This window comes from Streptacidiphilus carbonis, assembly GCF_000787775.1.
Taxonomy (GTDB): domain Bacteria; phylum Actinomycetota; class Actinomycetes; order Streptomycetales; family Streptomycetaceae; genus Streptacidiphilus; species Streptacidiphilus carbonis.
Genome location: NZ_BBPM01000038.1, coordinates 1 through 21,169 on the forward strand (window position 1 = coordinate 1; position 21,169 = coordinate 21,169).

Genomic DNA, 21,169 nt, shown 5'->3' on the forward strand with positions numbered 1-21,169 from the left:
ACGGGCGTTGTCCCGTCCCGATGCCTTGGTGCTCGCATCGGGGGCCCGGCCCACTGGCCGATCACTCTGTGCTGCCGTCACGTCCCGCTCCTTTCGTCCTCGTCGTCGAGGACTATGAAGTTAGGACGGCGCGCAGATGACATCTATGTTTCGTGTCTAAGTCGCCATTACGCTCATAACCTGCAGTTCTGTTCATTCTGCTCAGGGCTGTGTCAGGCCGGCAGATAGAGGGTCAGCGCCCGCCCGGCCTTGTCGAGGAGGACGCTCTCTCCGGCGGGCACGATCTCGCCGTCCCTGGACTGGTGCTCGGTGCGGTGCAGGCCGTCGATCCGCAGCCGGTGGACGGCCGAGGCCTGGTAGACCCGGGAGCGGGCCAGGGTGCCGGTGAGGAAGGCGGCGACCAGGCGGGTGCGGGCGTAGGGGTGGCTGCCGTCGACCGAGCGGACGTCCAGCAGGCCGTCGTCGAGACTGCGTCGGTAGGCGGGGGCGAAGCCCGGCGGGTCGTAGCGCCCGTTGCCGACGAACAGCAGCCACAGCGACCGGCGGTCGCCGTCGACGACGGCCTCGGTGGGGCGGCCCTCGGCCAGGACCCGCAGCAGCCCCACCGCGAGGGCGGGCCACTTGCCGATCCGGCGCTCCAGGGATCTGCGGGCCGCCACCAGTTCGGGGTAGACGCCGACGCTGAAGGTGTTGAGGAAGTATCCGGGTCCGGCCCCCGCCCCTGCCGGCCGGTCGGCGACCCGGCCCAGGTCGACGGATCCGCCGTGTCCGGCCTCAACTGCCGCCGCGGTGTGCTGCGGGGAGAGGATGCCCAGGTCGGCGGCGAAGTGGTTGAGCGTGCCACCCGGGAACACGGCCAGCGGCAGCCGGTGCTCCAGCGCTATGGGCGCGGCCGCGTTGACGCTGCCGTCGCCGCCGAGGACGCCCAGCGCTCCGCCCTGCCGGGCGGCCTCGTCGGCGGCGCGGACCAGCAGCGCGGTCAGGTCCTGGTCCGGCCCGCAGACACGGACCTGGGCCTGGGGCAGGGCCTCGCGCAGCAGGGCCAGGGCCTGACCCGCGGTGCCGGAGGACTGGTTGGCCACCACGACCAGCCCGGCGCCGCCGGGCAGGGCGGGTAAGCGCACGCGCGGGGGCGAGGCCTTGGCCGCGTCGCCCGCCCGCAGCGGCCACCAGCGCAGGGTGGCCAGGGCCATGCCGGTGCCCAGCGCGACGCCGGCGAGTACGTCGCCCGGGTAGTGCGCGCCGGTGTAGACGCGGGAGGACGCGACGCCGGCGGCCAGCGGGACGGCGACCACCCCCAGCCAGGGCGACTCCAGGGTGACGGCGGTGGCGAACGCGGCGGCGGAGGCCGAGTGGCCGGACGGGAACGAGGTGGTGATCGGCGCCCGCAGCAGCCGCCGGGCCAGCGGGACCACGTCGGTCAGCGGGCGGCTGCGGCCGGAGACCTGCTTGGCGAAGACATTGGCCGCGGTCGAGGCCAGGGCGAGCGAACCGACGCCGCGCAGCGCCGCCCGCCGCGCGGCGCGGTTGCGCGACAGGCCCAGTCCGGCGGCCGCCGCCATCCAGAGCGCGCCGTGGTCGGCGGCGCGCCCCAGGCGCGGGAGCACCGGGTGCGCTCCGCGCAGCCGGGCCGAGGCGACCCGGTCGAAGAGGCGGGCGTCGAGCTTTTGGAGGTCATGGAGTCGTCCCATGCCGTTGCGGCTACCCCGACAGACCCCGTGCACGCGGTACGGGGCTGCGGGGCACGGCCCGTCCCCGTGCCGGTCCCGCGGGCTTGTGCCGTCGCCGCCGGGGCAGGCGAAGGACAGGGAAGCGCACCCGCGCATCCCCCTACCGGGAGGGACGTATGACGTCGTCTCAGGTGCATCGGAGAGCCGGCTCGGGCGGACGGCGCCGTCTGCTGTCCGGGCCGCGGGAACGTGCGGGGCTGCGGGGTGCGGGGCGGGCCGGATTCGTCGCCCGCGGCATCGTCTATGTGCTGGTGGGAGCGCTGGCGATCCGGATCGCCTTCGGCGGCCGGGGCGGGCAGGCGGACCGCCAGGGCGCGCTGCACGAGGTCGCCTCCCAGCCCTTCGGGGCGCAGATGCTGTGGATCCTGGTGGTGGGATTCGGCTGCATGGCGCTGTGGCGGGCGTCGCTGGCGGTGCTGGGCGAGGCGGGGAACACGAAGCCCGGGAAGCGGCTGCTCAACGCGGCGCGCGCGGCGTTCTACGCCTCGGTCTGCTGGGGCACGGCCGCGTTCGCCGCCGGCTCGGGCAGCGGGTCCGGCAGCGACACCCAGTCGCAGGACTGGACCGCCCACGCACTGAAGCTGCCCGCCGGCCGGTTCCTGGTCGGAGTCGTCGGGGTCGCCATGATCGCTGTCGGCGTGGGCGTCACGGTCCGGGCCCTGCGGAGGCACTTCCTGACCAAGCTCGACACCGCCCGGATGAGCAGGCGCACCCGCGACGCGGTCACCGCCCTGGGGCTGGCCGGCGGCACCGCGCGCGGTGCCGTCCTCGCCGCTGCCGGGGTGTTCGTCCTGGTCGCCGCCGCAACCTTCGACCCGCACCGGGCCAAGGGCCTGGACGCCACCCTGCGCAGCTTCGCCCAGACCCCGGCCGGACCCTGGCTTCTGGTCCTGGTCGCGCTCGGGGTGATCCTGTTCGGCGGCTTCTCCTTCGCCTCCGCCCGCTGGCGCAAGCTGTGACGCAGCCGGGGGCGGACCGGGGCCAGGGTCAGGCCCTCGTTCGGACGCCGAGATCGGCGAGCAGTTCGCGGACCCTGTGGTCGATCTCGTCGCGGATCGGGCGGACGGCGGCGACGCCCTGTCCGGCCGGATCGTCCAGCGTCCAGTCCAGGTAGCGCTTGCCGGGGAAGACCGGGCAGGCGTCGCCGCAGCCCATGGAGACCACCACGTCCGAGCTCCGCACGGTCTCGGTGGTCAGCACCTTGGGGGTCTCGGCGGAGATGTCGATGCCCACCTCGCGCATCGCCTCGACCACGGCGGGGTTCACCGCGTCGGCGGGCGTGGAGCCCGCCGAGCGGACCTGGACGCGGTCCCCGGCGAGGTGGGTGAGGAATGCGGCGGCCATCTGGGACCGTCCGGCGTTGTGGACGCAGACGAACAGCACGGACGGTGCGGAGGGAGTGCTCACGGCGGGGTTTCTCCTGGACGAGGGACGCTGGACGGGGACGGGAGGGCGCTGTCGCTCAGCGGCCGGAGGCGGTCAGGTGGCGCTCGCCTTGTGGGGCCGGGACGTCCGCATCGGCGGGGGCCGGACGGCCGAAGCAGACCGCGAGCAGCAGCACGCCGATTGCGGCACCGGCGAGTTGGGCCCCGATGAAGGGCAGCACCGAGCCGGGGGCGATGCCCGCGAAGGTGTCGGTGAAGGTGCGGCCGATCGTGACGGCGGGGTTGGCGAAGCTGGTGGAGGAGGTGAACCAGTAGGCCGCGCCGATGTAGCAGGCGACCGCGACCGGGGCGAGGCGCGTACGGTCGATCCGCGCCAGGCCGAAGACCAGCAGCACCAGGCCGGCGGTGGCCACGACCTCGCCCAGCCACAGGTGCGGGTCGGCGCGGTCGTGGGTCGAGAAGCGTACGAGCGGCTCGGCGAACATCGCGTCCGCGAGCACGGCGCCGCCGATCGCTCCGGCGACCTGGGCGGCCGTGTAGGCGGCGGCCTCGCGGAGGCTGGGGCCTCCGGCGCCGCGCCGGCCGGTCCACCAGGCGGCGAGGGTGACGGCGGGATTGAAGTGGGCGCCGGACACCGGACCGAGCAGGGCGATGAGCACGCCCAGACCGAACACCGTGGCCAGCGAGTTGGCCAGCAGTTGCACGCCGACGTCCTGGGAGAGCTTTGCGGCCTGGACGCCGGAGCCGACCACGACGGTCACGAGTGCCGCGGTGCCCATCAGTTCGACCGCTGCCCGGCGCGCGAGCGGAGCGGGGGCGCTCACTCGGAGCCGCCGGCCGCCGCCGGCTCCGCGGCGTCGGGGGTCCGGAGCAGGGAGGACAGCTTGGCCAGTGCCGTGGGCAGCACCCAGTAGTAGACCCAGGTCCCGCGCCGCTCGGACCCGACCAGGCCGGTGTCCCGCAGCACCTTCAGATGGTGGGAGATGGTCGGCTGGGACACGTCGAAGGGGCCGGTCAGGTCGCAGACGCAGGCCTCGCCGCCTTCGTGCGAGGCGATCAGCGACAGCAGTCGCAGCCGGACCGGGTCAGCCAGGGCCTTGAACATGCGGGCCAGTTCGGCGGCGGCGTCCTCGCCCAGCGGTTCGCGGACCATCGGCGAGCAGCACAGTGCCGGGTCGTCCTGCCCGAGCACCGCCAGTTCCAGATTCGACATACGTCTATGTTGACATCCATCGATTCAGAGAGCAACCATGTCTGTATCGACGAACGTCGATACAGACATCCGGATCGGGGAGACACCATGTCCCGTGTTCAGCTCGCCCTGCGCGTCGCCGACCTCGAAGGCTCGGTCGCGTTCTACTCGAGGCTCTTCGGCGCCGAGCCGGCCAAGCGCCGTCCTGGCTACGCCAACTTCGCCATCGCCGAGCCCCCGCTCAAGCTGGTCCTGATCGAGGGCCCCGCGGGGGAGGACACCCGGCTGGACCACCTCGGCGTCGAGGTCGCCGGCACCGACGACGTCACCGCTGCCGCCACCCGCCTCCAGGACGCGGGGCTGGCCACCTTCGAGGAGAACGACACCTCCTGCTGCTACGCCCTCCAGGACAAGGTCTGGGTGACCGGCCCCGGCAGGGAGCCCTGGGAGGTCTACACCGTCAAGGCCGACGCCGACCGGCTCGGCAGGTCCGCTGCCCCGGGAGGCGACGCGTGCTGCGCCGCCCCGGCCGCCGCCGGCGAATCCGCGGCGCCGGTCGGCTGCGCCTGCGGCGGCTGACAGCCCCCTGGGCTGCCACGGCCCGGTCCGACGCCGTTTCGCCGTCCTGCTCCGCTATCGTGCAGCGACATCGGGACGCGTGGCCGGAGGGAGGCGCACGGGCGGCTCTCGGGGGAGTGAGTGATGAGCGGGTCGGCGGCCGCTGCGGACGACGGGGAGCTGGAGCGGCACCTGGGGGTGTCCGACGCCGTGGTGATCGGCCTGGGTTCGATGATCGGCGCGGGGATCTTCGCGGCGCTGGGTCCGGCTGCCCGGGCGGCAGGGTCCGGGCTGCTGCTCGGCCTGGGGCTGGCGGCGGTGGTGGCGTACTGCAATGCGACGTCCTCGGCCCGGCTGGCCGCCCGCTATCCGCAGTCCGGAGGGACGTACGTCTACGGCCGTGAGCGCCTCGGTGACTTCTGGGGCTACCTGGCCGGGTGGGGATTCGTGGTCGGCAAGACCGCCTCGTGCGCGGCGATGGCGCTGACCGTCGGCTCCTACGTGTGGCCCGCGCAGGCGCACGCGGTGGCGGTCGCGGCGGTGGTGGCGCTGACCGCGGTGAACCACGCGGGCGTACAGAAGGCGGCCTGGCTGACCCGCGCGATCGTCGCCGTGGTCCTGGTGGCGCTCGCCGCGGTGGTCGTCGCCTGCCTCAGCTCCTCCGCGTCGGACGCCGCGCACCTCGACCCGGGCGCGGACGCCACCTTCGGCGGCGTACTGCAGGCCGCCGGGCTGCTGTTCTTCGCGTTCGCCGGATACGCCCGCATCGCCACCCTCGGGGAGGAGGTCCGCGACCCCGAGCGCACCATCCCGCGTGCCATCCCCCTCGCCCTGGGCATCACACTGGTGGTCTACGCGGCCGTCGCCGTCGCTGCCCTGTCGGTGCTGGGTGCGGGCGGTCTGGGCCGTGCGGCGGCGCCGCTGGCCGATGCGGTGCGGACGGCGGGGGCGCCGGGGCTGGTCCCCGTGGTGCGGGCCGGTGCGGCGGTCGCGGCGCTGGGCTCACTGCTCGCGCTGATCCTGGGCGTCTCGCGCACCACCCTGGCCATGGCCCGGGACCGGCACCTGCCCCACGTCCTGGCCGCCGTCCACCCGCGCCTGGGTGTCCCGCACCGCGCCGAGACCGCGGTCGGAGCGGTCGTCGCCGTGCTGGCCGCCACGGCGGACGTACGGGGCGCGATCGGCTTCTCCTCCTTCGGCGTGCTGGCCTACTACGCGGTCGCCAACGCCTCCGCATGGACCCTGACCGCCGAGGAGGGCCGTCCGGCCCGGATCGTGCCCGTCCTGGGCATGGCCGGCTGTGTGGTCCTGGCCTTCGCGCTGCCGTCGGCCTCCGTCCTGTGGGGCGCCGCGGTGATCGTGCTCGGCGCCGCCGGGTACGGGCTGCGCGCCGCGCTGAGCCGCGCCCAGCGTTCGCACGACCGGTGACGCCGGCGCGCTCGTCCCGGCGACCGGGGCCGGCCGGCCCGAACCCGCGGCCGCCGGACCCTTTGCCGGAGGGCCGGAGCGAGTGACAGTTGAGGCAGAGGACTCGCGGGTTGTGCCCTCCCTGCCGATGAGGGGTTGACGTCACGATGAGTGCCACACGTTCCAGGTTCCGGCCCGACCGGCAGTTGACGGTACGGATGCTGGTGACCTTGTTCCTGCTCGGGCTGCTGTACGTCGCGTTCATGGCGGCGCTGGTGGTGCTGCTCAAGTCCTGGATCCTGGTGGTGGTGGTCGCCGCCGGGCTGCTGGCCGCCCAGTACTGGTACTCCGACCGCATCGCCCTGTTCGCGATGCGCGCACACGAGGTGGACGCGGCCGAACAGCCGCATCTGCACGGCGCGGTGGACCGGCTGTGCGCCATGGCGGACATGCCCAGGCCGCGGCTGGCCGTGTCGCAGTCGGACATGCCCAATGCGTTCGCCACCGGTCGCAGCCCCGACCACGCCGTGCTGTGCGTGACCACCGGCCTGCTGCGGCGGCTGGAGCCGGACGAACTGGAAGGCGTGCTGGCGCACGAGCTCTCCCACATCGCCCATCGCGACGTCGCCGTCATCACCATCGCCTCGTTCCTGGGGGTGCTCGCGGGGCTGATGGTCCGCTTCACGGTCTACTCCCAGATCTTCCGCGGCCGGCGCGACCAGAACACCGCGGCGCTGCTGGCGGCGATCATGACCGTGTCGGTAGCCGTGTACACGATCAGCTTCCTGCTGATCCGCGCGCTGTCCCGGTACCGCGAGCTGGCCGCGGACCACGCCGCGGCGGTACTGACCGCCCGCCCCTCCGCGCTGGCCTCGGCCCTGACCAAGGTCAGCGGGGACATCGCCCGGATCCCCACCCGCGACCTGCGCACGGCACAGTCCTTCAACGCCTTCTTCTTCGCGCCGGCAACGGGCAAGGGCGCGAGCGTCTTCAACCTGTTCTCCACCCATCCGTCCCTGGATCGCCGGCTGGCGGAACTCGCCAAGCTCACCGCACGGCTGGGCGAGGGGGCGTGAGACCCGCTCCGCGACCGGTGCTCGCGCTCCCGGCGGTTCGCCGCCCGGCTGCGCGGGTCATCGGTCGGCGGGGGGGTCTCCCGGGGGCGGCAGCCGTAGTTCACGGACGATGGACCAGGCGACCGAGACGGCCGGGACGGCGACGACCGCGCCGGTGATCCCGGCCAGGGTGCCCCCGGCGAGAACGGACACGGCCACCACGACGGGGTGCAGCCGTACTGCCCAGCTCATCACCAGGGGGTGCAGGACGTGGCCTTCGATCTGGCCGATGACCACGATCAGGACCAGGACGATCACCGCGGTCACCGGGCCGCGGGTGGCCAGGGCCACCGCCGCGGCGATGGCCATCGCGACCGGTGAGCCGACCAGGGGGACGAAGGTGGCGAAGAACTCCAGCAGGGTCAGCGGCACGGCGAGCGGGACGCGAAGTGCGAACAGCGCGATGCCGACCATCACGGCGTTGCTGCCGGCCACGATGACGATCCCTCGGGTGTAGCCGGCGAAGGTGTCCCAGGCCGCCTTCCCGGCGCGTTCCAGGCGCGCCCGGGACGCCTGCGGCGCCTGCTCCGTGGCCCAGTGCCACATGCGGTCCCCCGAGTGGATGAAGAAGACCGAGCAGAACAGGGCCAGGGCCGCCCCGGTGACCACCTCCACCACCCGCCCGGCGCCGCTGACGGCGGTGCTGACCACGGTGGAGCGGTGGGCGGACAGGTAGGAGCCGATGGACTTCTGCAGATGCGAGAGAGTGCCCGAGCCGAGTCGGAACGGGGGGCGCTCCAGCCAGTGCTCCACGCGGGACGCGCCGCTGCTCAGCTGCTGCCCGAGCGCCGGCGCCTGGATCGCCACCACCTCGCCGACCAGTGACAGCAGGCCCGCCGTCAGCACCAGCGCGCACAGCAGGACGATCAGCACGGCCAGTCGCCGGGGGACCGTGCGGGCCAAGCGGTCCGCCGCCGGCCGCAGGACGGAGGTCACCACCAGGGCCATGAACACGGCGGCGGCGATCAGTTGGAGGCGGCTGACGAGCGTGAAGGCCGCATAGGCGGCGGCCGCGAGAACCAGCAGCCGCCAGGCGTAGGCGGCTGACGACCAGAGCAGCGGGTGGACCGCGGAGGGCCTGGGCCCGCGTTCCCGGCGGGCCTGGTCGGGCAGGGTCCTGACGCGTACGGCGGCGGCACGCAGGGCCGTGCGTGTGCTCCCGGCCCGGGTCCGGTGGCGCTTCGGACGGGCCGCATGGTCGTCCGGGCCGCCCCCGCCGTCCACGAGACTTCCTTTCTCCCCGGGTGCCCAGCGGCGCGACGAGCGGGGCGTGCAGGGCAGGCCTCCAGGACTCGTCCGACCTCGCGCCTCACGCATCCGTCCCCCGGGCGGGCGCGGGCAAAACTCGTCCGTTCAGGGGAACGCCCGCGCCGCCCGGAGCGCGCGGGGGCGATTTCGCTCGACCGCGAATGACGCACGCCACTTGCGGACAGCCGTTCGGTATCGCTTTGATGCTTCGTGCCAGGAAGGTGGGCGGTATGGGATTCCTCGACGACGACGTACCCGAAGCGGATCCGTCCGGTGAACTGCTGGCGCAGCGGTACCAGCTCGGGGAGGAACTGGGGCGCGGGGGCTCGGGGAGGGTCCTGCTGGCCGTCGACCAGCGGCTCCGGCGTCCGGTCGCGGTGAAGCTCTTCCGGTTCGGCGGCGATGCCGACACGGCCCGCCGCTTCGTCGGTGAGGCACGGATGCTGGCCAGGCTCAGGCATCCCGGGCTGGTCGAGGTCTATGACTGCGGCCAGGGCCCGTCGGGGCCGTTCCTGGTGCTCGAACTGTTACCGGGGACGAGTCTGAAGGCCCTGCTGGCCCGCGCCCCGCTGCCGATGGCAGAGGCGGTGCGGGTCACCGCGCAGCTGGCGGAGACCCTGGCGTACCTCCACGGTCTCGGAGTGGTGCACCGCGACATCAAGCCGTCCAATGTCCTGCTGGACCGTCAGGGGCGGCCCCGGCTGGTCGATTTCGGCCTGGCGAGAGCGCTGGACGAGGCGGGTGCCACGTCCAGCGGGACGGTGGTGGGCACCGCCGCCTACCTGGCCCCCGAACAGATCCACGGCCGTGGTGAGATCGGCCGCCCGGCCGACGTCTACGCCCTCGGCCTGCTGCTCCTGGAGGCGATCACGGGCAGGCGTGCCTTCCCCGGCACGCCCGTCGAGTCCGCCCTCGCCCGGCTGAGGCGTCCCCCGGTCCTTCCCGCCGGACTGCCGCGCCCGCTGCGGGCGGTGCTGAAGCGGATGACCGCGAGTGACCAGTCGCTGCGTCCTCGCGCGGACGAGGTGGCCCGACTGCTGTCCGCTCTCGGGGCCTTGCCGGCCGAGGGTCCCACGCCGGCCACGGGGCGCACGGGGCGCATCGGGCGCCGCCGGGTGGCGGCCTGGTCCGCCGCCGCGGCGACGGCTCTGGCCGCCGGGGCCGTGCTGGCCGCGGTCGCGTCCGGCCCGTACCGGGACCCGCTGTCCGGTCGGCCCGAGGCGGCCGCCACCGACCCGTCCACCGCGCCGCCGGCCTCGCTGGCAGGACCACCGGGTCCCCGCACGGGTGCGCGCCCGGGCACGACGACCGGCACGGCGGCGCCGGCCACGACCGTTCCGGCCGGGGTCGCCGGGCCGGGGTCCGCGTGGTCCGGGGCGACCGCCGGGCCTCCCGGGGTCGTGGTGCTCACGCCGGGGCAGGCGAGGAACGCCAAGTCGCACGGACACGGGCACGGGCAGGGGAAGAAGTCGGACGGCTGACGCACCTGCCGCGCAGCGCGGCGTTCAGCGGCCGGCGGGGTCGTCCCCGGGCTGGGGCACCGTCAGCAGGTGGGCGCTCTCCAGCAGCAGGGCGTGGACGAAAGCCTGGGGGAGGTTGCCGCGCAGCTGGCGCTGGGCGATGTCGTACTCCTCGGCGAACAGCCCCGGGGTGCCGCAGGCGGCCCGATTGCGTTCGAACATGCGCACGGCCTCGACGTGTCGGCCCTGCTGGTGCAGGGCCAGGCAGGTGGTGAAGCCGCACAGCAGGAACGCGCCCTCGGCCTCGGCCAGTGGGCGCTCGTCCTGGCGGAAGCGGTAGACGTAGCCGTCCTGCTCCAGCTCGTCGAGCACCGCCGCCAGGGTGGCGCGGGTGCGCGGATCGCCAGCGGGGAGGGCGCCCCGAAGGGCCGGGATCAGCAGTGCGGCGTCGACGCGCTCGTCGTCCGGGGAGCGCTGCCATCGCCCGGTGGGGTGCTGGCAGGTCGCGGAGACGTCGGCCAGGATCCGGTCGGCCAGCGCGCTCCACTGCGCGCTCCGCGCCCCGGGGGCGTACGGCGCCATCGCGCGCAGGCCCGCCACGCAGCTCAGCCGGGAGTGGGTCCAGCGCTGGTCGTCCAACTCCCAGATCCCGGCGTCCGGATCGTCGCCCCGCTCGGCGATCACCGCGACGGCGGCTTCGGCGGCGCGCCAGTGGTCCGTGTCCAGGCGGTCGTGGTCCGCGGCGGCGGCGAACAGGGTCAGTGCCTCGCCCAGCGCGTCGAGTTGGAACTGGCTGCTGACCTGGTTGCCGACCTTGCCGGCCCCGCCCGGGTAGCCGGTGAGCTTCAGGCTGCGCTCCTTGGGGATCGGTCCGCCGCCGACGGTGTAGGCGGGCCTGAGGTCGGGGCCGTCGGCCAGGATGCGGTCGCTGACGAAGCCCACCGCCTCGTCCAGCAGCGGGTGCGGGCCCGCCACGGCGACCGCTCGGCCCGCGTAGCACTGGTCGCGGATCCAGGCGTAGCGGTAGTCGTAGTTGCGCCCCTCCTCGGCCCGCTCGGGCAGGCTCGTGGTGGCTCCGGCCACCATGCCGCCCTTGCCGCTGGTCAGGCCGCGCAGGACGGTGTAGGCGTGCCGTGCGTCGCGGTCGGCCATCGTGGAGTGGAAGGCGGGAACGGCCCGCGCCCAGGCCTCGGCGGTCTGCGACCAGAGCCGTCCGGCGTCGGGCGGGGCCGAGCTCAATGCCCGTTCGGAGACCTCCAGCACGAGGTCGCGGTGCCCGCCCGCCGGGACCACGAGCTCCGCCTGCAGTCCGCCGTCGGAGCGGTGTTCGGCCTCCGGCAGCCCGGTCAGGCGGATGTGCAGCGGCCCGCAGCGCGCCGTCCAGGCCGTGTCCGAACGGCGCAGGTCGCGCAGCCCGTACCGGCCGAAGCCGGCTCTGGGGTCGAGCACGACGCGCACCCGGGTCCGGCCGTCCACGGCCATGACCCGGCGCAGCACCCGGGCCGATCCGATCTGCGCCGGGTGCGCCAGCGCGTCGCGGCACTCCACCACCTGTCGGGTGGTCACCCAGCGGCTGCGCCAGATCAGCGACCCCTCCTCGTAGGAGCCGCCCCACACGAACGGCTCGTCGACCGGGGTGACGGCGAAGACGCCGCTGCCGCCGATCAACGTGGAGAAGACCGCCTCGGAGTGCCAGCGCGGCGCGCACATCCAGGCGATGTCTCCCCGAGGCCCCACCAGGGCCCCGCGCTCCCCGTCGGCCAGCAGCGCGTACTCCCGCAGCACGTGCAGCGGGAACTGCCGGACGTCGGCCGACGCCTCACGGGCCTTCATGGCGCCGCTGACCGGGTCAGGCACCGGTCGGCGGACGGGCCGTCACCGGGCCGCGGACGACCCGGGTCTCGAAGTCCGGCCCAGTCCCGTCCCCGGCGCTGCCGACCGCCGTGGCCTGCCGGTAGGCCACGTGACCGCCGAGCACGCCGCCGGCGCTGACGACGGTCAGCCCGGCGAAGCCCAGGACCTTGCCCCGGACCTGGTGGCCGCGCAGGCGTGCCGCCAGGGAGGCGGCGTAGAGGGCCGCTCCGGTGACGTTGGCGGCCGCGTGCACCACCCCGACCCGGAGCTGACGTTCGTCCTGCTCGGACCAGTCCACCCAACCGGCCAGGGCGGCCGGCGGCACCCCGGCCAGGCCCGCCGCGATCAGCACCGCGGCGCCCCGCCGCTGACCGGGCAGCAGGTCCAGCACCGCCGCGCTGGCCCAGGCCCCGACCGGCAGCTGTACCAGCGCCGGATGCAGCGGATGCCCCAGCCAGGTGCCACGGAGCACATCGCGCGAGCCGCCCAGCGGCAGGCCGCGCACCACCCGCTGCAGCGGTGCCACCAGCGTGTCCAGCGCGCGCAGCTCCTCGACCCGGTCCAGCGCCTCGCGGACCGGGGCCCGCCCGGCGGGAGGGACGATCGTCAGCCGTGTGAGTTTCATAGGCATCGCCTATCCGCTGGAAGACGGGACAAACCGGGCCGGACCGGACTCGTCCTGGCGATGCTGTCCGCCCGGGCCCGTGGCGGACCGCGTGATCAGGACACCTCCTCCGGGATCGGCTGCGCCGTGCGCCGGCGCTCGGTGCTGACGACGACGCCGACCCCGGCGACCACGATCGCGCCGCCGAGGGCGATCGGCCAACTCACCGGCTCCGCGAGGATCAGCCAGCCCAGGGCGACGGCGACCACCGGGTTGACGTACGCATAGGTGGAGACCAGTGACAGCGGTGCGTTCTGCAGCAGCCAGGCGTAGGCGGTGAAGGCGACGATCGAGCCGAAGACCACCAGGTACGACAGCGCCAGCCAGGAGCTGGTGCTGATCGAGGCGAGGTGCACCCGGTGCTGCTCGCCCCGGCCGAGCCCGATCAGCAGGTCCCCGACGCCGCCCGCGAGCATCTCGTAGGCGCTCGCGACGAACGGGTTCACCGGCATCGGCAGCCGTGAGGACGCGAAGGAGCCGGTGGACCAGAGGAGCGAGGCGGCGATCACGGCGAGCACCCCGCTGAGCTTCATGCTGCCCGCGATCCCGGGGACGGTCAGCACGACCAGGCCGGCGAAGCCCAGCAGCACCCCGACGACGGTGGCGCCGCGCGGCCGGTCGCCGAAGACCGCGCGGAGCACGACCACCCACAGCGGCACGGCGGCGACCAGCAGCGCGGCCAGTCCGGACGGGATCACCGTCTCGGCCAGGACGACCAGTCCGTTGCCGCCGACCAGGAGCAGCAGCCCGACCAGGACGACCGACGCCAGCTGCCGCCGGGTGACCCTCAGCGCGGAGGGCCCGGAACGTCCGGTGTGCCCGGCGCGCCCGGGGATCCGGGTGCGGCCGGAGCGCATGGACCGCCAGCCGATCACCCCGGCGAGCAGCAGGCCTGCGGCGAGGAAGCGGACGGCGGCCGACAGGAACGGCGGCATGGTCCGGTCGGCGATGCGGATGGCCAGATAGGTGGATCCCCAGACGACGTACACCAGGCCGAGGGCCGACCAGGCCATCCCGCCGAGCCGTCCGGCGTGCTCCCGGGCGCCGCGGAGGTCGGCGCTGAGCGGCGCAGGGGAGTCCGGGGCGCCGACACCTGGGGAGGGGCGTGCAGGGAGCCCCGACATCAATGTCTCCTTGTTTTGCTGCTGTACGTCACAGGGAGAAGCCAACCGCACCCCGCCGGCCGGGCGCCAGCAGAATTTCGGACCCGGTGGTGGGGCCCGTCGGCTCAGCGGTCGAGGCAGTTCGCCTCACACGATTCGCCTCACACGATCGGACCGCGCCCGGTGCCGTCGCCGACCGCGGCGAGGCCGGTGTGCTCACGCAGGACGCGTTCGACCGCGTCGGGGTCGTCGGGCGTGATGAACGGTCGGACGAACCGTCCGAGGTCGAGGACGATCGCGGTGTGCTTCCCCGGTCGGTGGGGATCCAGGTTCGCCCAGTAGCGGGGGTTGGCGGTGCCCCAGATGCGCCCACGTCCGGTCAGGGCGCCGGTCCGCACGCGCTGGATCGAGCGGATCTCGGGGTAGCGGACGGTCTTCGTACCCCAGGGGAAGTAGTAGCCGCGGATTCGCAGGACGTCGGGGGTGCACTCGATCCAGCGGTCCCGATAGCTGCTGTTCACGCCCTGACCTCCTCCGGTGACGCTTCTGACGGTGACTCGACGGTCGGCTGCGCCCGCCGCCCCGGAGCGCCGCCCGCCGCGCCGTTCACCGCCGCAGCCGGCGCACGAGAGTGTAGGCGGCCGCTGCCGCCCCCGCGGTGGACACGGCGGCGGCGCCGGTGAGCAGGCGGGCCGCCTGCGGTGACGGAGCCGTCGGACGGGACACGGCCTTCTCCGGGTGGTCGGCCGGCGCGGGGCCGTCGAGGGCGAGGGCCAGCGCTTCGGCGAGGTGGAGTGCGCTGCGGCCGGTGCCGCCCTGTTCGATCTGGGTGCGGCAGCTGAAGCCGTCGGCCAGCACCAGCGCGTCCGGGGCGGTCCCCCGGACCGCGGGCAGCACGCCCAGCTCGCCGATCTGCATCGACAACTCGTGGTGTCCCGCCTCGAAGCCGAAGTTCCCGGCCAGTCCGCAGCAGCCCTCGTCCAGCACGTCCGCGTCGACGCCGGCCCGGCGCAGCAACTCGCGGTCGGCGTCGAACTTGGTCACGGCGTGCTGGTGGCAGTGGGTCTGGACGGTGGCGGCCCGGGTGAGCACCGGCGGCCGCCAGTCCTCGGGCGCCCGCTGGAGCAGCAGTTCCGCGAAGGTGAGGAACTGCCCGGCGAGCCGTTTGACGTCCTCGTCGTCCGGCATCAGTTCGGGCGCGTCGGCGCGGAAGACCGCGGTGCAGGACGGTTCCAGTCCGACCACGGGCGTCCCGGCCTCGGTCCAGGGGCGCAGTACCTGCACGGTGCGGCGCAACACCCGTTCGGCCATTCCCAGTTGACCGGTGGAGATCCAGGTCAGTCCGCAGCAGACGGCTTCGGCGGGCACTGCCACGTGGAAACCCGCGTCCTCCAGCACCCGCACCGCGGAGCGGGCGACGGAGGGGTGGAAGTAGGTACTGAAGGTGTCCGGCCACAGCACCACCGCACGCGGGTCGCCCGGCTCCGGCTCCGGGGTGCCGCGGGCGCGCCACCACTGGACGAAGGACTCCTCGGCGAACAGCGGCGCCTCGCGCTCGACGGCCACCCCGGCCAGCCGTTTGCCCGCCGCGGAGATCCCGGGCGCCCGCAGTACGGCGTTGACCAGCCCCGGGGCGACGCGGGACGCGCGCGCCCACAGCGGCAGCCAGCCCAGCGCGTAGTGCGCCGCCGGGCGGATCCGGCCCTGGTAGTGGTGCGAGAGGAACTCCGCCTTGTAGGTGGCCATGTCGACGCCGGTGGGGCAGTCGGACTTGCAGCCCTTGCAGGCCAGGCACAGGTCCAGGGCGTCGCGGACCGCCTCGGAGCGCCAGCCGTCGGTGATCGGGGAGTCGGGGTGCCCGCCGATCATCTCGAAGAGCAGCCGGGCGCGGCCGCGGGTGGAGTGCTCCTCCTCGCCGGTGGCCCGGTAGGACGGGCACATCACGCCGCCTTCGTGGCCGCGGCAGTTGCCGATGCCCACGCAGCGCAGCACGGCCTGGTTGAAGGAGTGGTCGTCGTGGGGGTAGCTGAAGCGGGCGTCGCCGTCGTCCCGGGGGCGCCAGTGCGGGCCGAGGCGCAACTGCCCGTCCACCGGGTTCGGCGCGACGATCTTGCCGGGGTTCATCCGGTTCCCGGGGTCGAACAGCGCCTTCAACTCGCCGAACGCGCCCACCAGGCGGTCGCCGAACATCCTGGCCAGCAGCTCGCCGCGGGCCTGCCCGTCACCGTGCTCACCGGACAGCGAGCCGCCGTAGGAGGCGACGAGGTCGGCCGCGCGTTCGACGAAGGCCCGGAACGCGGCGACGCCGTCCGCGGTACGCAGCTCGAAGGGGATGCGGGTGTGCACGCAGCCCTGGCCGAAGTGGCCGTAGAGCGTCGGATGGTCGTAGTCGAACTCGGCGAACAGCCGTTTGAGGTCCCGCAGGTAGTCCCCGAGGCGCTCCGGCGGGACCGCCGAGTCCTCCCAGCCCTCCCAGGTCTCCCGGCCGTCCGGAGGCCTGGCGGTCACACCGAGCCCGGCCTCGCGGGCCTTGAGCATCCGCTGCTCGCGCTCGGGGTCGTCGGAGAACGCGACGCCGGGGTCGTCCTCGGCGCGCCCCAGGCCGGCCAGCAGTTCGTGGGCCTGCCGGTCGACGTCCTGCTGGCTGTCGCCTGCGAACTGGACGAACAGCCAGCTGCCGCCCTCGGGGAAGGACTCCAGCGACTCGGTGTGGGTGTGCTCCTCGCGCATCAGCTGGACCATGCGGTCGTCGAGGGCTTCGAGCTGGCTGGGCCGGCAGTGCTTCAGGACCTCGGGGACGTCGTCCGCCGCGGCGGCGATGTCCGGGTAGCCGAGGACCAGGATGGCCTGGGCGGGCGGCACCGGCACCAGGTCAAGTTCCGCGTGCAGGAAGGTGACCAGGGTGCTCTCGCTGCCGACGAGCGCGCGGGCCACGTTGAAGCCGTTCTCCGGCAGCAGCGAGTCCAGGTTGTAGCCGGACACGCGGCGCGGGATCTTCGGGAAGCCCTGGCGGATGTCGGCCAGGTAGTGGTCGGCCAGCGCCCGCATGCCCTGGTAGAGCTCGGCGCGGCGGCCTCCTTCCTTGGCGATGGCCTGGTACTCCTCGGGCGGTGTCGGGCCGACCCAGCAGCGGAGGCCGTCGTAGCCGAGGACCTCCAGCCGGCGCACGTTGTCCACGGTCTTGCCGTACGCCTGGGCGGAGGCGCCGCAGGAGTTGTTGCCGATCATCCCGCCGAGCGTGCAGTGGCTGTGCGTGGCCGGCTTGGGTCCGAACATCAGCCGGTGCGGCGCCAACTGCCGGTTCAGCTCGTCCAGCACGATGCCGGGCTCGACCACGCAGGTGCGGGCCTCGGGATCGACCTCGAGCAGCCTGTCGCAGTGCTTGGTCCAGTCGATGACCACCGCGGTGTTGGTGCACTGCCCGCCCAGGCTGGTGCCGCCCCCGCGGGAGAGCACCGGGGCACCGAACCGGGCGCAGACCGCCACCGCGGCGGCCCCGGCGTCGACCGACTCCGGGACGACCACCGCGATCGGGACCTGCCGGTAGTTCGAGCCGTCCGTGGCGTAGGCGCCCCGGCTCCCGGGGTCGAAACGCACCTCGCCGTCGACCTCCGCGCGCAGCGCCTGCTCCAGTCCTGCGACGTCCAGTCCTGCGACGTCCACCGGCCCCGCCGGGTCGGCCGCACCGGGCTGGGATCCGGGTGTCCTGGTCATACGCGCCCCTTCCTCGGCTCACTGGATGCAGGACGCCTGCCCGCCGCAGCGGCTCCCATGCCAGGTCCGGGGCCTCGTCTGCCGCCCGGCCCCATCGAGGGCCGGGCGGCAGGCGGGCGGCTACGCGGTGGCGAATGCGCGGCGGAGGACGGTGACGGCCTGGGTGATGGCGGCTTCGGCGGCGTGGGTGCCGCGCAGGGCGTTGAGCATGACGAAGTCGTGGATGATGCCCTGGTAGCGGGTGGAGGTGACGGGGACGCCGGCGGCGCGGAGCTTGTTGGCGTAGGCCTCGCCCTCGTCGCGCAGGACGTCCGCCTCGCCGGTGATGACCAGGGCCGGAGGCAGGCCGGTGAGCTGCTCGGTGGTGGCGCGCAGCGGGCTGGCGGTGATCTCGGCCCGCTGGTCGGGGTCGGTGGTGTACTGGTCCCAGAACCACTGCATGGCGTCCCGGCGCAGGAAGTAGCCCTCCGCGAACTGGTGGTAGGAGCCGGTGTCGAAGGCGGCGTCGGTGACGGGGTAGAACATCACCTGCTGGACCAGGGGCACGTCGCCGCGCTGCTTGGCCATGAGGGTCAGGGCGGCGGTCATGTTGCCGCCGACGCTGTCGCCGGCCACGGCGATGCGGGTGTCGTCCAGGCCCTTGGCGGCGCCCTCGCGGACGATCCACTGGGCGACGGCGTAGTTCTGTTCGATGGCGACGGGGTAGCGGGCCTCGGGGGAGAGGTCGTACTCGGGGAACACCACGGCGGCCCCGGCGCCCACCGCCAGCTCCCGCACCAGGCGGTCATGGGTGTGCGCGTTGCCGAAGACCCAGCCGGCGCCGTGGATGTAGACGATCACGGGGAGGGTGCCGGTGGCGCCGGCCGGCTTGACGATCCGGGCGCGGACCGAGCCGGTCGGGCCGCCGGCGACAGTGACCCACTCCTCGTCGACCCGGGGCTCGGCGATGTCGCCGGACTGGACCTCGTCGACGGCCTTGCGGCCCTCTGCCGGTCCGAGGTCGAACAGGTAGGGCGGGTTGGCGGTGGCCCGGGCGAACTCGGCGGCGGCCTGCTCCAGCACCGGGGCGGTCGGCGTGTAGTCGGACATGGGGGGACTCCTTGCCTCTGACACTGTGCGGGCAGGCTGCCCGCGGCAGAAGACTATGGCACGATTACATTGCTCGCAAGGTAATCGTGGGCGTTGAGCTTTCGCCATAGGAAGATTAGACTGGACGGCCAGGACCACGCGCTCGACACGAGGGGGCGACAGGGCATGGGCAGTACCGGGACCGCCGACGGGCAGGGCTTCTCCCTGCTGCTGGACGACCAGTTGTGCTTCGCGCTGTACGCGGCCTCCCGTGCGGTGACCAACCGCTACCGGCCCCTGCTCGAAGCCCTCGGCCTGACCTACCCGCAGTACCTGGTGCTGCTGGTGCTGTGGGAGCACGGCACCGTCCCGATCAAGGACATCGGCGGCGCGCTGCAACTCGACTACGGCACCCTGACGCCACTGATCAAGCGCCTGGAGACGGCCGGCCTGGTCCGCCGCGAGCGCCGCCCCGAGGACGAGCGCACGGTCCTGGTCACCCTCACCGAGCAGGGCCGCGACCTGCGCGAGCGGGCCCGGTCGGTCCCGGGCGACATCGGCGACGCGATGGGCCTGACGACGTCCCAGTTCGACCAGGCACGCCAACTCCTGCGACTGCTGACGGCCAACGTCACCGCCTCCGACTAGGGCCGGGACCGCCGCGGCGGGCCGCGCGGCCCGCGGGGGGCTGCCGGGAGGTTCTACTGTTCGCCTATGAGCATGGAGACCACAGCCTGGATGCAGCTGCACAGCGTCATGAACGCGCAGCGCGAGAGCCGCCCGTTCGCCCGCGCGACGCTGCGCCGCATCGGCGCCTTCGCGCGCCCGCACCGCCGCCGTATCGTTCAGTTCGTGCTGCTCAGCGTGGCGGGTGCGCTGCTCGCGGTGGCCACGCCGGTGCTCGCGGGGCGTGTGGTGGACGCCATCGTGTCCGGGAAGGACTCGGGCACCGTGGTGCGGCTGGCGCTGCTGATCGCGCTCATCGCCCTCGGCGAGGCCGCTCTCGGCATGCTGAACCGCTGGCTGTCCGCGACCCTCGGCGAAGGACTGATCCTCGATCTGCGGACCGCGGTCTTCGACCATGTCCAGCGGATGCCCGTCGCGTTCTTCACCCGCACCCGCACCGGCGCGCTCGTCAGCCGCCTCAACAACGATGTGATCGGCGCGCAGCGGGCGTTCAGCAACACGCTCTCCGGGGTGGTGGGCAACCTGGTGACGCTGCTGCTGACGCTCGCGGTCATGCTCACGCTGTCCTGGCAGATCACGCTGCTCGCGCTGGTCCTGCTGCCGCTGTTCGTCATCCCGGCCCGCCGCACCGGCACCCGGATGGCCGGACTCCAGCGCGAGGCCGCGAACCTCAACGCCGCGATGGGCACCCGGATGACCGAGCGCTTCTCCGCACCCGGGGCGACCCTTGTGAAGCTGTTCGGGCGGCCCGACGACGAGTCGGTCGAGTTCGCGGCGCGGGCGCGCCGGGTGCGCGACATCGGCGTCCGGACGGCCATGGCCCAGTCGGCGTTCATCACCGCGCTCACCCTGGTCTCGGCGCTCGCGCTGGCCCTGGTCTACGGCCTCGGCGGCTGGTTCGCGCTGCACGGCAGCCTGCAAGCCGGCGCCGTCGTCTCGCTGGCCCTGCTGCTGACCCGGCTGTACGCGCCGCTGACCTCGCTCGCCGGTGCCCGTGTGGACGTCATGAGCGCCCTGGTCTCCTTCGAGCGGGTCTTCGAAGTCCTCGATCTGGAGCCGCTGATCGCGGAGAAGCCGGACGCCCGGCAGGTCCCCGGCGGGCCCCTGTCGGTGGAGTTCGAGAACGTCCGCTTCGGCTACCCGTCCGCTGAGAAGGTCTCCCTCGCCTCCCTCGAAGAGGTCGCGACGCTCGACACCCGCGGCGGCGCGGAAGTCCTGCACGGGATCTCCTTCCGCGCCGAACCGGGCCAGACCATCGCCCTCGTCGGCTCGTCCGGGGCGGGCAAGTCGACCATCGCCCAGCTGCTGCCGCGGCTGTACGACACCGACGAGGGCACGGTCCGGATCGGCGGCCTCGACGTGCGCGACGCGACGCACGCGTCGCTGACCGGGGCGCTCGGCATGGTCACCCAGGACGGGCACCTCTTCCACGACTCGGTCCGCGCCAATCTGCTGCTGGCGCGGCCCGGGGCCACCGAGGACGAGCTGTGGGACGTGCTGGGACGGGCCAGGCTCGAAGACCTGGTGCGCTCGCTGCCGGACGGGCTGGACACCGTGGTGGGTGAGCGCGGCTACCGGCTCTCCGGCGGCGAGCGCCAGCGGATGACCATCGCCCGGCTCCTCCTGGCCGGCCAGCGCGTGGTCATCCTCGACGAGGCCACCGCCCATCTGGACAGCACCTCCGAGGCCGCGGTCCAGGAAGCCCTCGCGGAGGCACTGGAGGGCCGCACCGCCGTGATCATCGCCCACCGGCTCTCCACCATCCACGCCGCCGACCAGATCCTCGTCGTCGAGGACGGGCACATCGTGGAACGCGGCACCCACGACGAACTGCTCGCCGAAGCCGGGCGCTACGCCGAGCTCTACCGCACCCAGTTCAGCAGGCCGGGCCACCCGGCGACCCGGAACGCCGAGGGCGCCGAGGCGGTGGCCTAGGCGCCCGACCGGCTCCGCAGCGGCAGTCCGTCGGATTCCGGACGAAACA

18 protein-coding genes are annotated in these 21,169 nt (G+C 73.7%); 7 read left to right on the forward strand and 11 right to left on the reverse strand.

Features of this window, described 5'->3' with window-relative positions:
• Positions 1 to 212 precede the first annotated feature (212 nt).
• A complete protein-coding gene (locus tag TR46_RS25620; protein ID WP_042405425.1) occupies positions 213 to 1,691 on the reverse strand; it encodes a bifunctional phosphatase PAP2/diacylglycerol kinase family protein in 1,479 nt (492 codons plus the stop codon).
• Between the two features lie 155 nt (positions 1,692 to 1,846).
• Between TR46_RS25620 and TR46_RS25625 the strand changes: the two genes are divergently transcribed.
• Complete coding sequence (locus tag TR46_RS25625; RefSeq protein WP_042405427.1) at positions 1,847 to 2,689, forward strand: DUF1206 domain-containing protein; 843 nt, start codon at positions 1,847 to 1,849, stop codon at positions 2,687 to 2,689.
• Between the two features lie 28 nt (positions 2,690 to 2,717).
• On the opposite strand, the gene TR46_RS25630 is transcribed toward TR46_RS25625, so the two are convergent.
• Genes TR46_RS25630 through TR46_RS25640 form a run of 3 tightly spaced genes read right to left on the reverse strand, consistent with a single transcriptional unit; the run spans position 2,718 to position 4,328 of the window.
• Positions 2,718 to 3,137, reverse strand: a complete 420-nt coding sequence (locus TR46_RS25630; RefSeq protein ID WP_042405429.1) for an arsenate reductase ArsC — start codon at positions 3,135 to 3,137, stop codon at positions 2,718 to 2,720.
• Between the two features lie 55 nt (positions 3,138 to 3,192).
• Positions 3,193 to 3,939: an aquaporin gene (locus TR46_RS25635; protein ID WP_042405431.1), complete on the reverse strand. Its 747-nt coding sequence runs from the start codon at positions 3,937 to 3,939 to the stop codon at positions 3,193 to 3,195.
• Positions 3,936 to 4,328 (reverse strand): ArsR/SmtB family transcription factor, encoded by a 393-nt coding sequence (locus TR46_RS25640; protein WP_042405433.1) that lies wholly within the window; start codon positions 4,326 to 4,328, stop codon positions 3,936 to 3,938. The genes TR46_RS25635 and TR46_RS25640 overlap by 4 nt, the downstream gene beginning before the upstream one ends.
• Before the next feature lie 87 nt (positions 4,329 to 4,415).
• Here TR46_RS25640 and TR46_RS25645 point away from each other — a divergent pair, with 87 nt between their 5' ends.
• From TR46_RS25645 to htpX, 3 genes are all read left to right on the forward strand, one after another.
• The gene (locus TR46_RS25645) at positions 4,416 to 4,886 is read left to right on the forward strand and encodes an ArsI/CadI family heavy metal resistance metalloenzyme (protein WP_042405435.1); all 471 of its coding nucleotides are present in this window, start codon (positions 4,416 to 4,418) and stop codon (positions 4,884 to 4,886) included.
• A gap of 123 nt (positions 4,887 to 5,009) precedes the next feature.
• Positions 5,010 to 6,293 carry an APC family permease gene (locus TR46_RS25650; protein WP_042405437.1) on the forward strand — a complete coding sequence of 428 codons (1,284 nt, stop codon included), beginning with the start codon at positions 5,010 to 5,012 and terminating at the stop codon, positions 6,291 to 6,293.
• A gap of 146 nt (positions 6,294 to 6,439) precedes the next feature.
• Positions 6,440 to 7,348 carry a zinc metalloprotease HtpX gene (htpX, locus tag TR46_RS25655; RefSeq protein WP_042405439.1) on the forward strand — a complete coding sequence of 303 codons (909 nt, stop codon included), beginning with the start codon at positions 6,440 to 6,442 and terminating at the stop codon, positions 7,346 to 7,348.
• Positions 7,349 to 7,405: 57 nt separating this feature from the next.
• On the opposite strand, the gene TR46_RS25660 is transcribed toward htpX, so the two are convergent.
• Positions 7,406 to 8,611 (reverse strand): AI-2E family transporter, encoded by a 1,206-nt coding sequence (locus TR46_RS25660; RefSeq protein WP_042405441.1) that lies wholly within the window; start codon positions 8,609 to 8,611, stop codon positions 7,406 to 7,408.
• Between the two features lie 254 nt (positions 8,612 to 8,865).
• On the opposite strand from TR46_RS25660, the gene TR46_RS25665 reads away from it, so the two are divergent.
• Entirely contained in the window at positions 8,866 to 10,116 is a 1,251-nt protein-coding gene (locus tag TR46_RS25665; protein WP_052433089.1) for a serine/threonine-protein kinase, read from the forward strand.
• A gap of 24 nt (positions 10,117 to 10,140) precedes the next feature.
• On the opposite strand, the gene TR46_RS25670 is transcribed toward TR46_RS25665, so the two are convergent.
• From TR46_RS25670 to TR46_RS25695, 6 genes are all read right to left on the reverse strand, one after another.
• Complete coding sequence (locus tag TR46_RS25670; protein ID WP_042405504.1) at positions 10,141 to 11,928, reverse strand: glycoside hydrolase family 15 protein; 1,788 nt, start codon at positions 11,926 to 11,928, stop codon at positions 10,141 to 10,143.
• Positions 11,929 to 11,944: 16 nt separating this feature from the next.
• A complete protein-coding gene (locus TR46_RS25675) occupies positions 11,945 to 12,574 on the reverse strand; it encodes a DUF2231 domain-containing protein (RefSeq protein WP_052433090.1) in 630 nt (209 codons plus the stop codon).
• A gap of 95 nt (positions 12,575 to 12,669) precedes the next feature.
• Positions 12,670 to 13,737 (reverse strand): EamA family transporter, encoded by a 1,068-nt coding sequence (locus TR46_RS25680; protein ID WP_084718923.1) that lies wholly within the window; start codon positions 13,735 to 13,737, stop codon positions 12,670 to 12,672.
• A 140-nt stretch (positions 13,738 to 13,877) separates the two neighbouring features.
• A complete protein-coding gene (locus TR46_RS25685; RefSeq protein ID WP_042405444.1) occupies positions 13,878 to 14,237 on the reverse strand; it encodes a hypothetical protein in 360 nt (119 codons plus the stop codon).
• Between the two features lie 85 nt (positions 14,238 to 14,322).
• Positions 14,323 to 17,430: an FAD-binding and (Fe-S)-binding domain-containing protein gene (locus TR46_RS25690; RefSeq protein ID WP_084718924.1), complete on the reverse strand. Its 3,108-nt coding sequence runs from the start codon at positions 17,428 to 17,430 to the stop codon at positions 14,323 to 14,325.
• Between the two features lie 120 nt (positions 17,431 to 17,550).
• Complete coding sequence (locus TR46_RS25695) at positions 17,551 to 18,519, reverse strand: alpha/beta hydrolase (protein ID WP_042405445.1); 969 nt, start codon at positions 18,517 to 18,519, stop codon at positions 17,551 to 17,553.
• A 165-nt stretch (positions 18,520 to 18,684) separates the two neighbouring features.
• Between TR46_RS25695 and TR46_RS25700 the strand changes: the two genes are divergently transcribed.
• Both TR46_RS25700 and TR46_RS25705 read left to right on the forward strand, forming a co-directional pair.
• Entirely contained in the window at positions 18,685 to 19,146 is a 462-nt protein-coding gene (locus TR46_RS25700; protein ID WP_174505153.1) for a MarR family winged helix-turn-helix transcriptional regulator, read from the forward strand.
• Between the two features lie 72 nt (positions 19,147 to 19,218).
• The gene (locus TR46_RS25705; RefSeq protein ID WP_174505155.1) at positions 19,219 to 21,120 is read left to right on the forward strand and encodes an ABC transporter ATP-binding protein; all 1,902 of its coding nucleotides are present in this window, start codon (positions 19,219 to 19,221) and stop codon (positions 21,118 to 21,120) included.
• Positions 21,121 to 21,169: the final 49 nt, after the last annotated feature.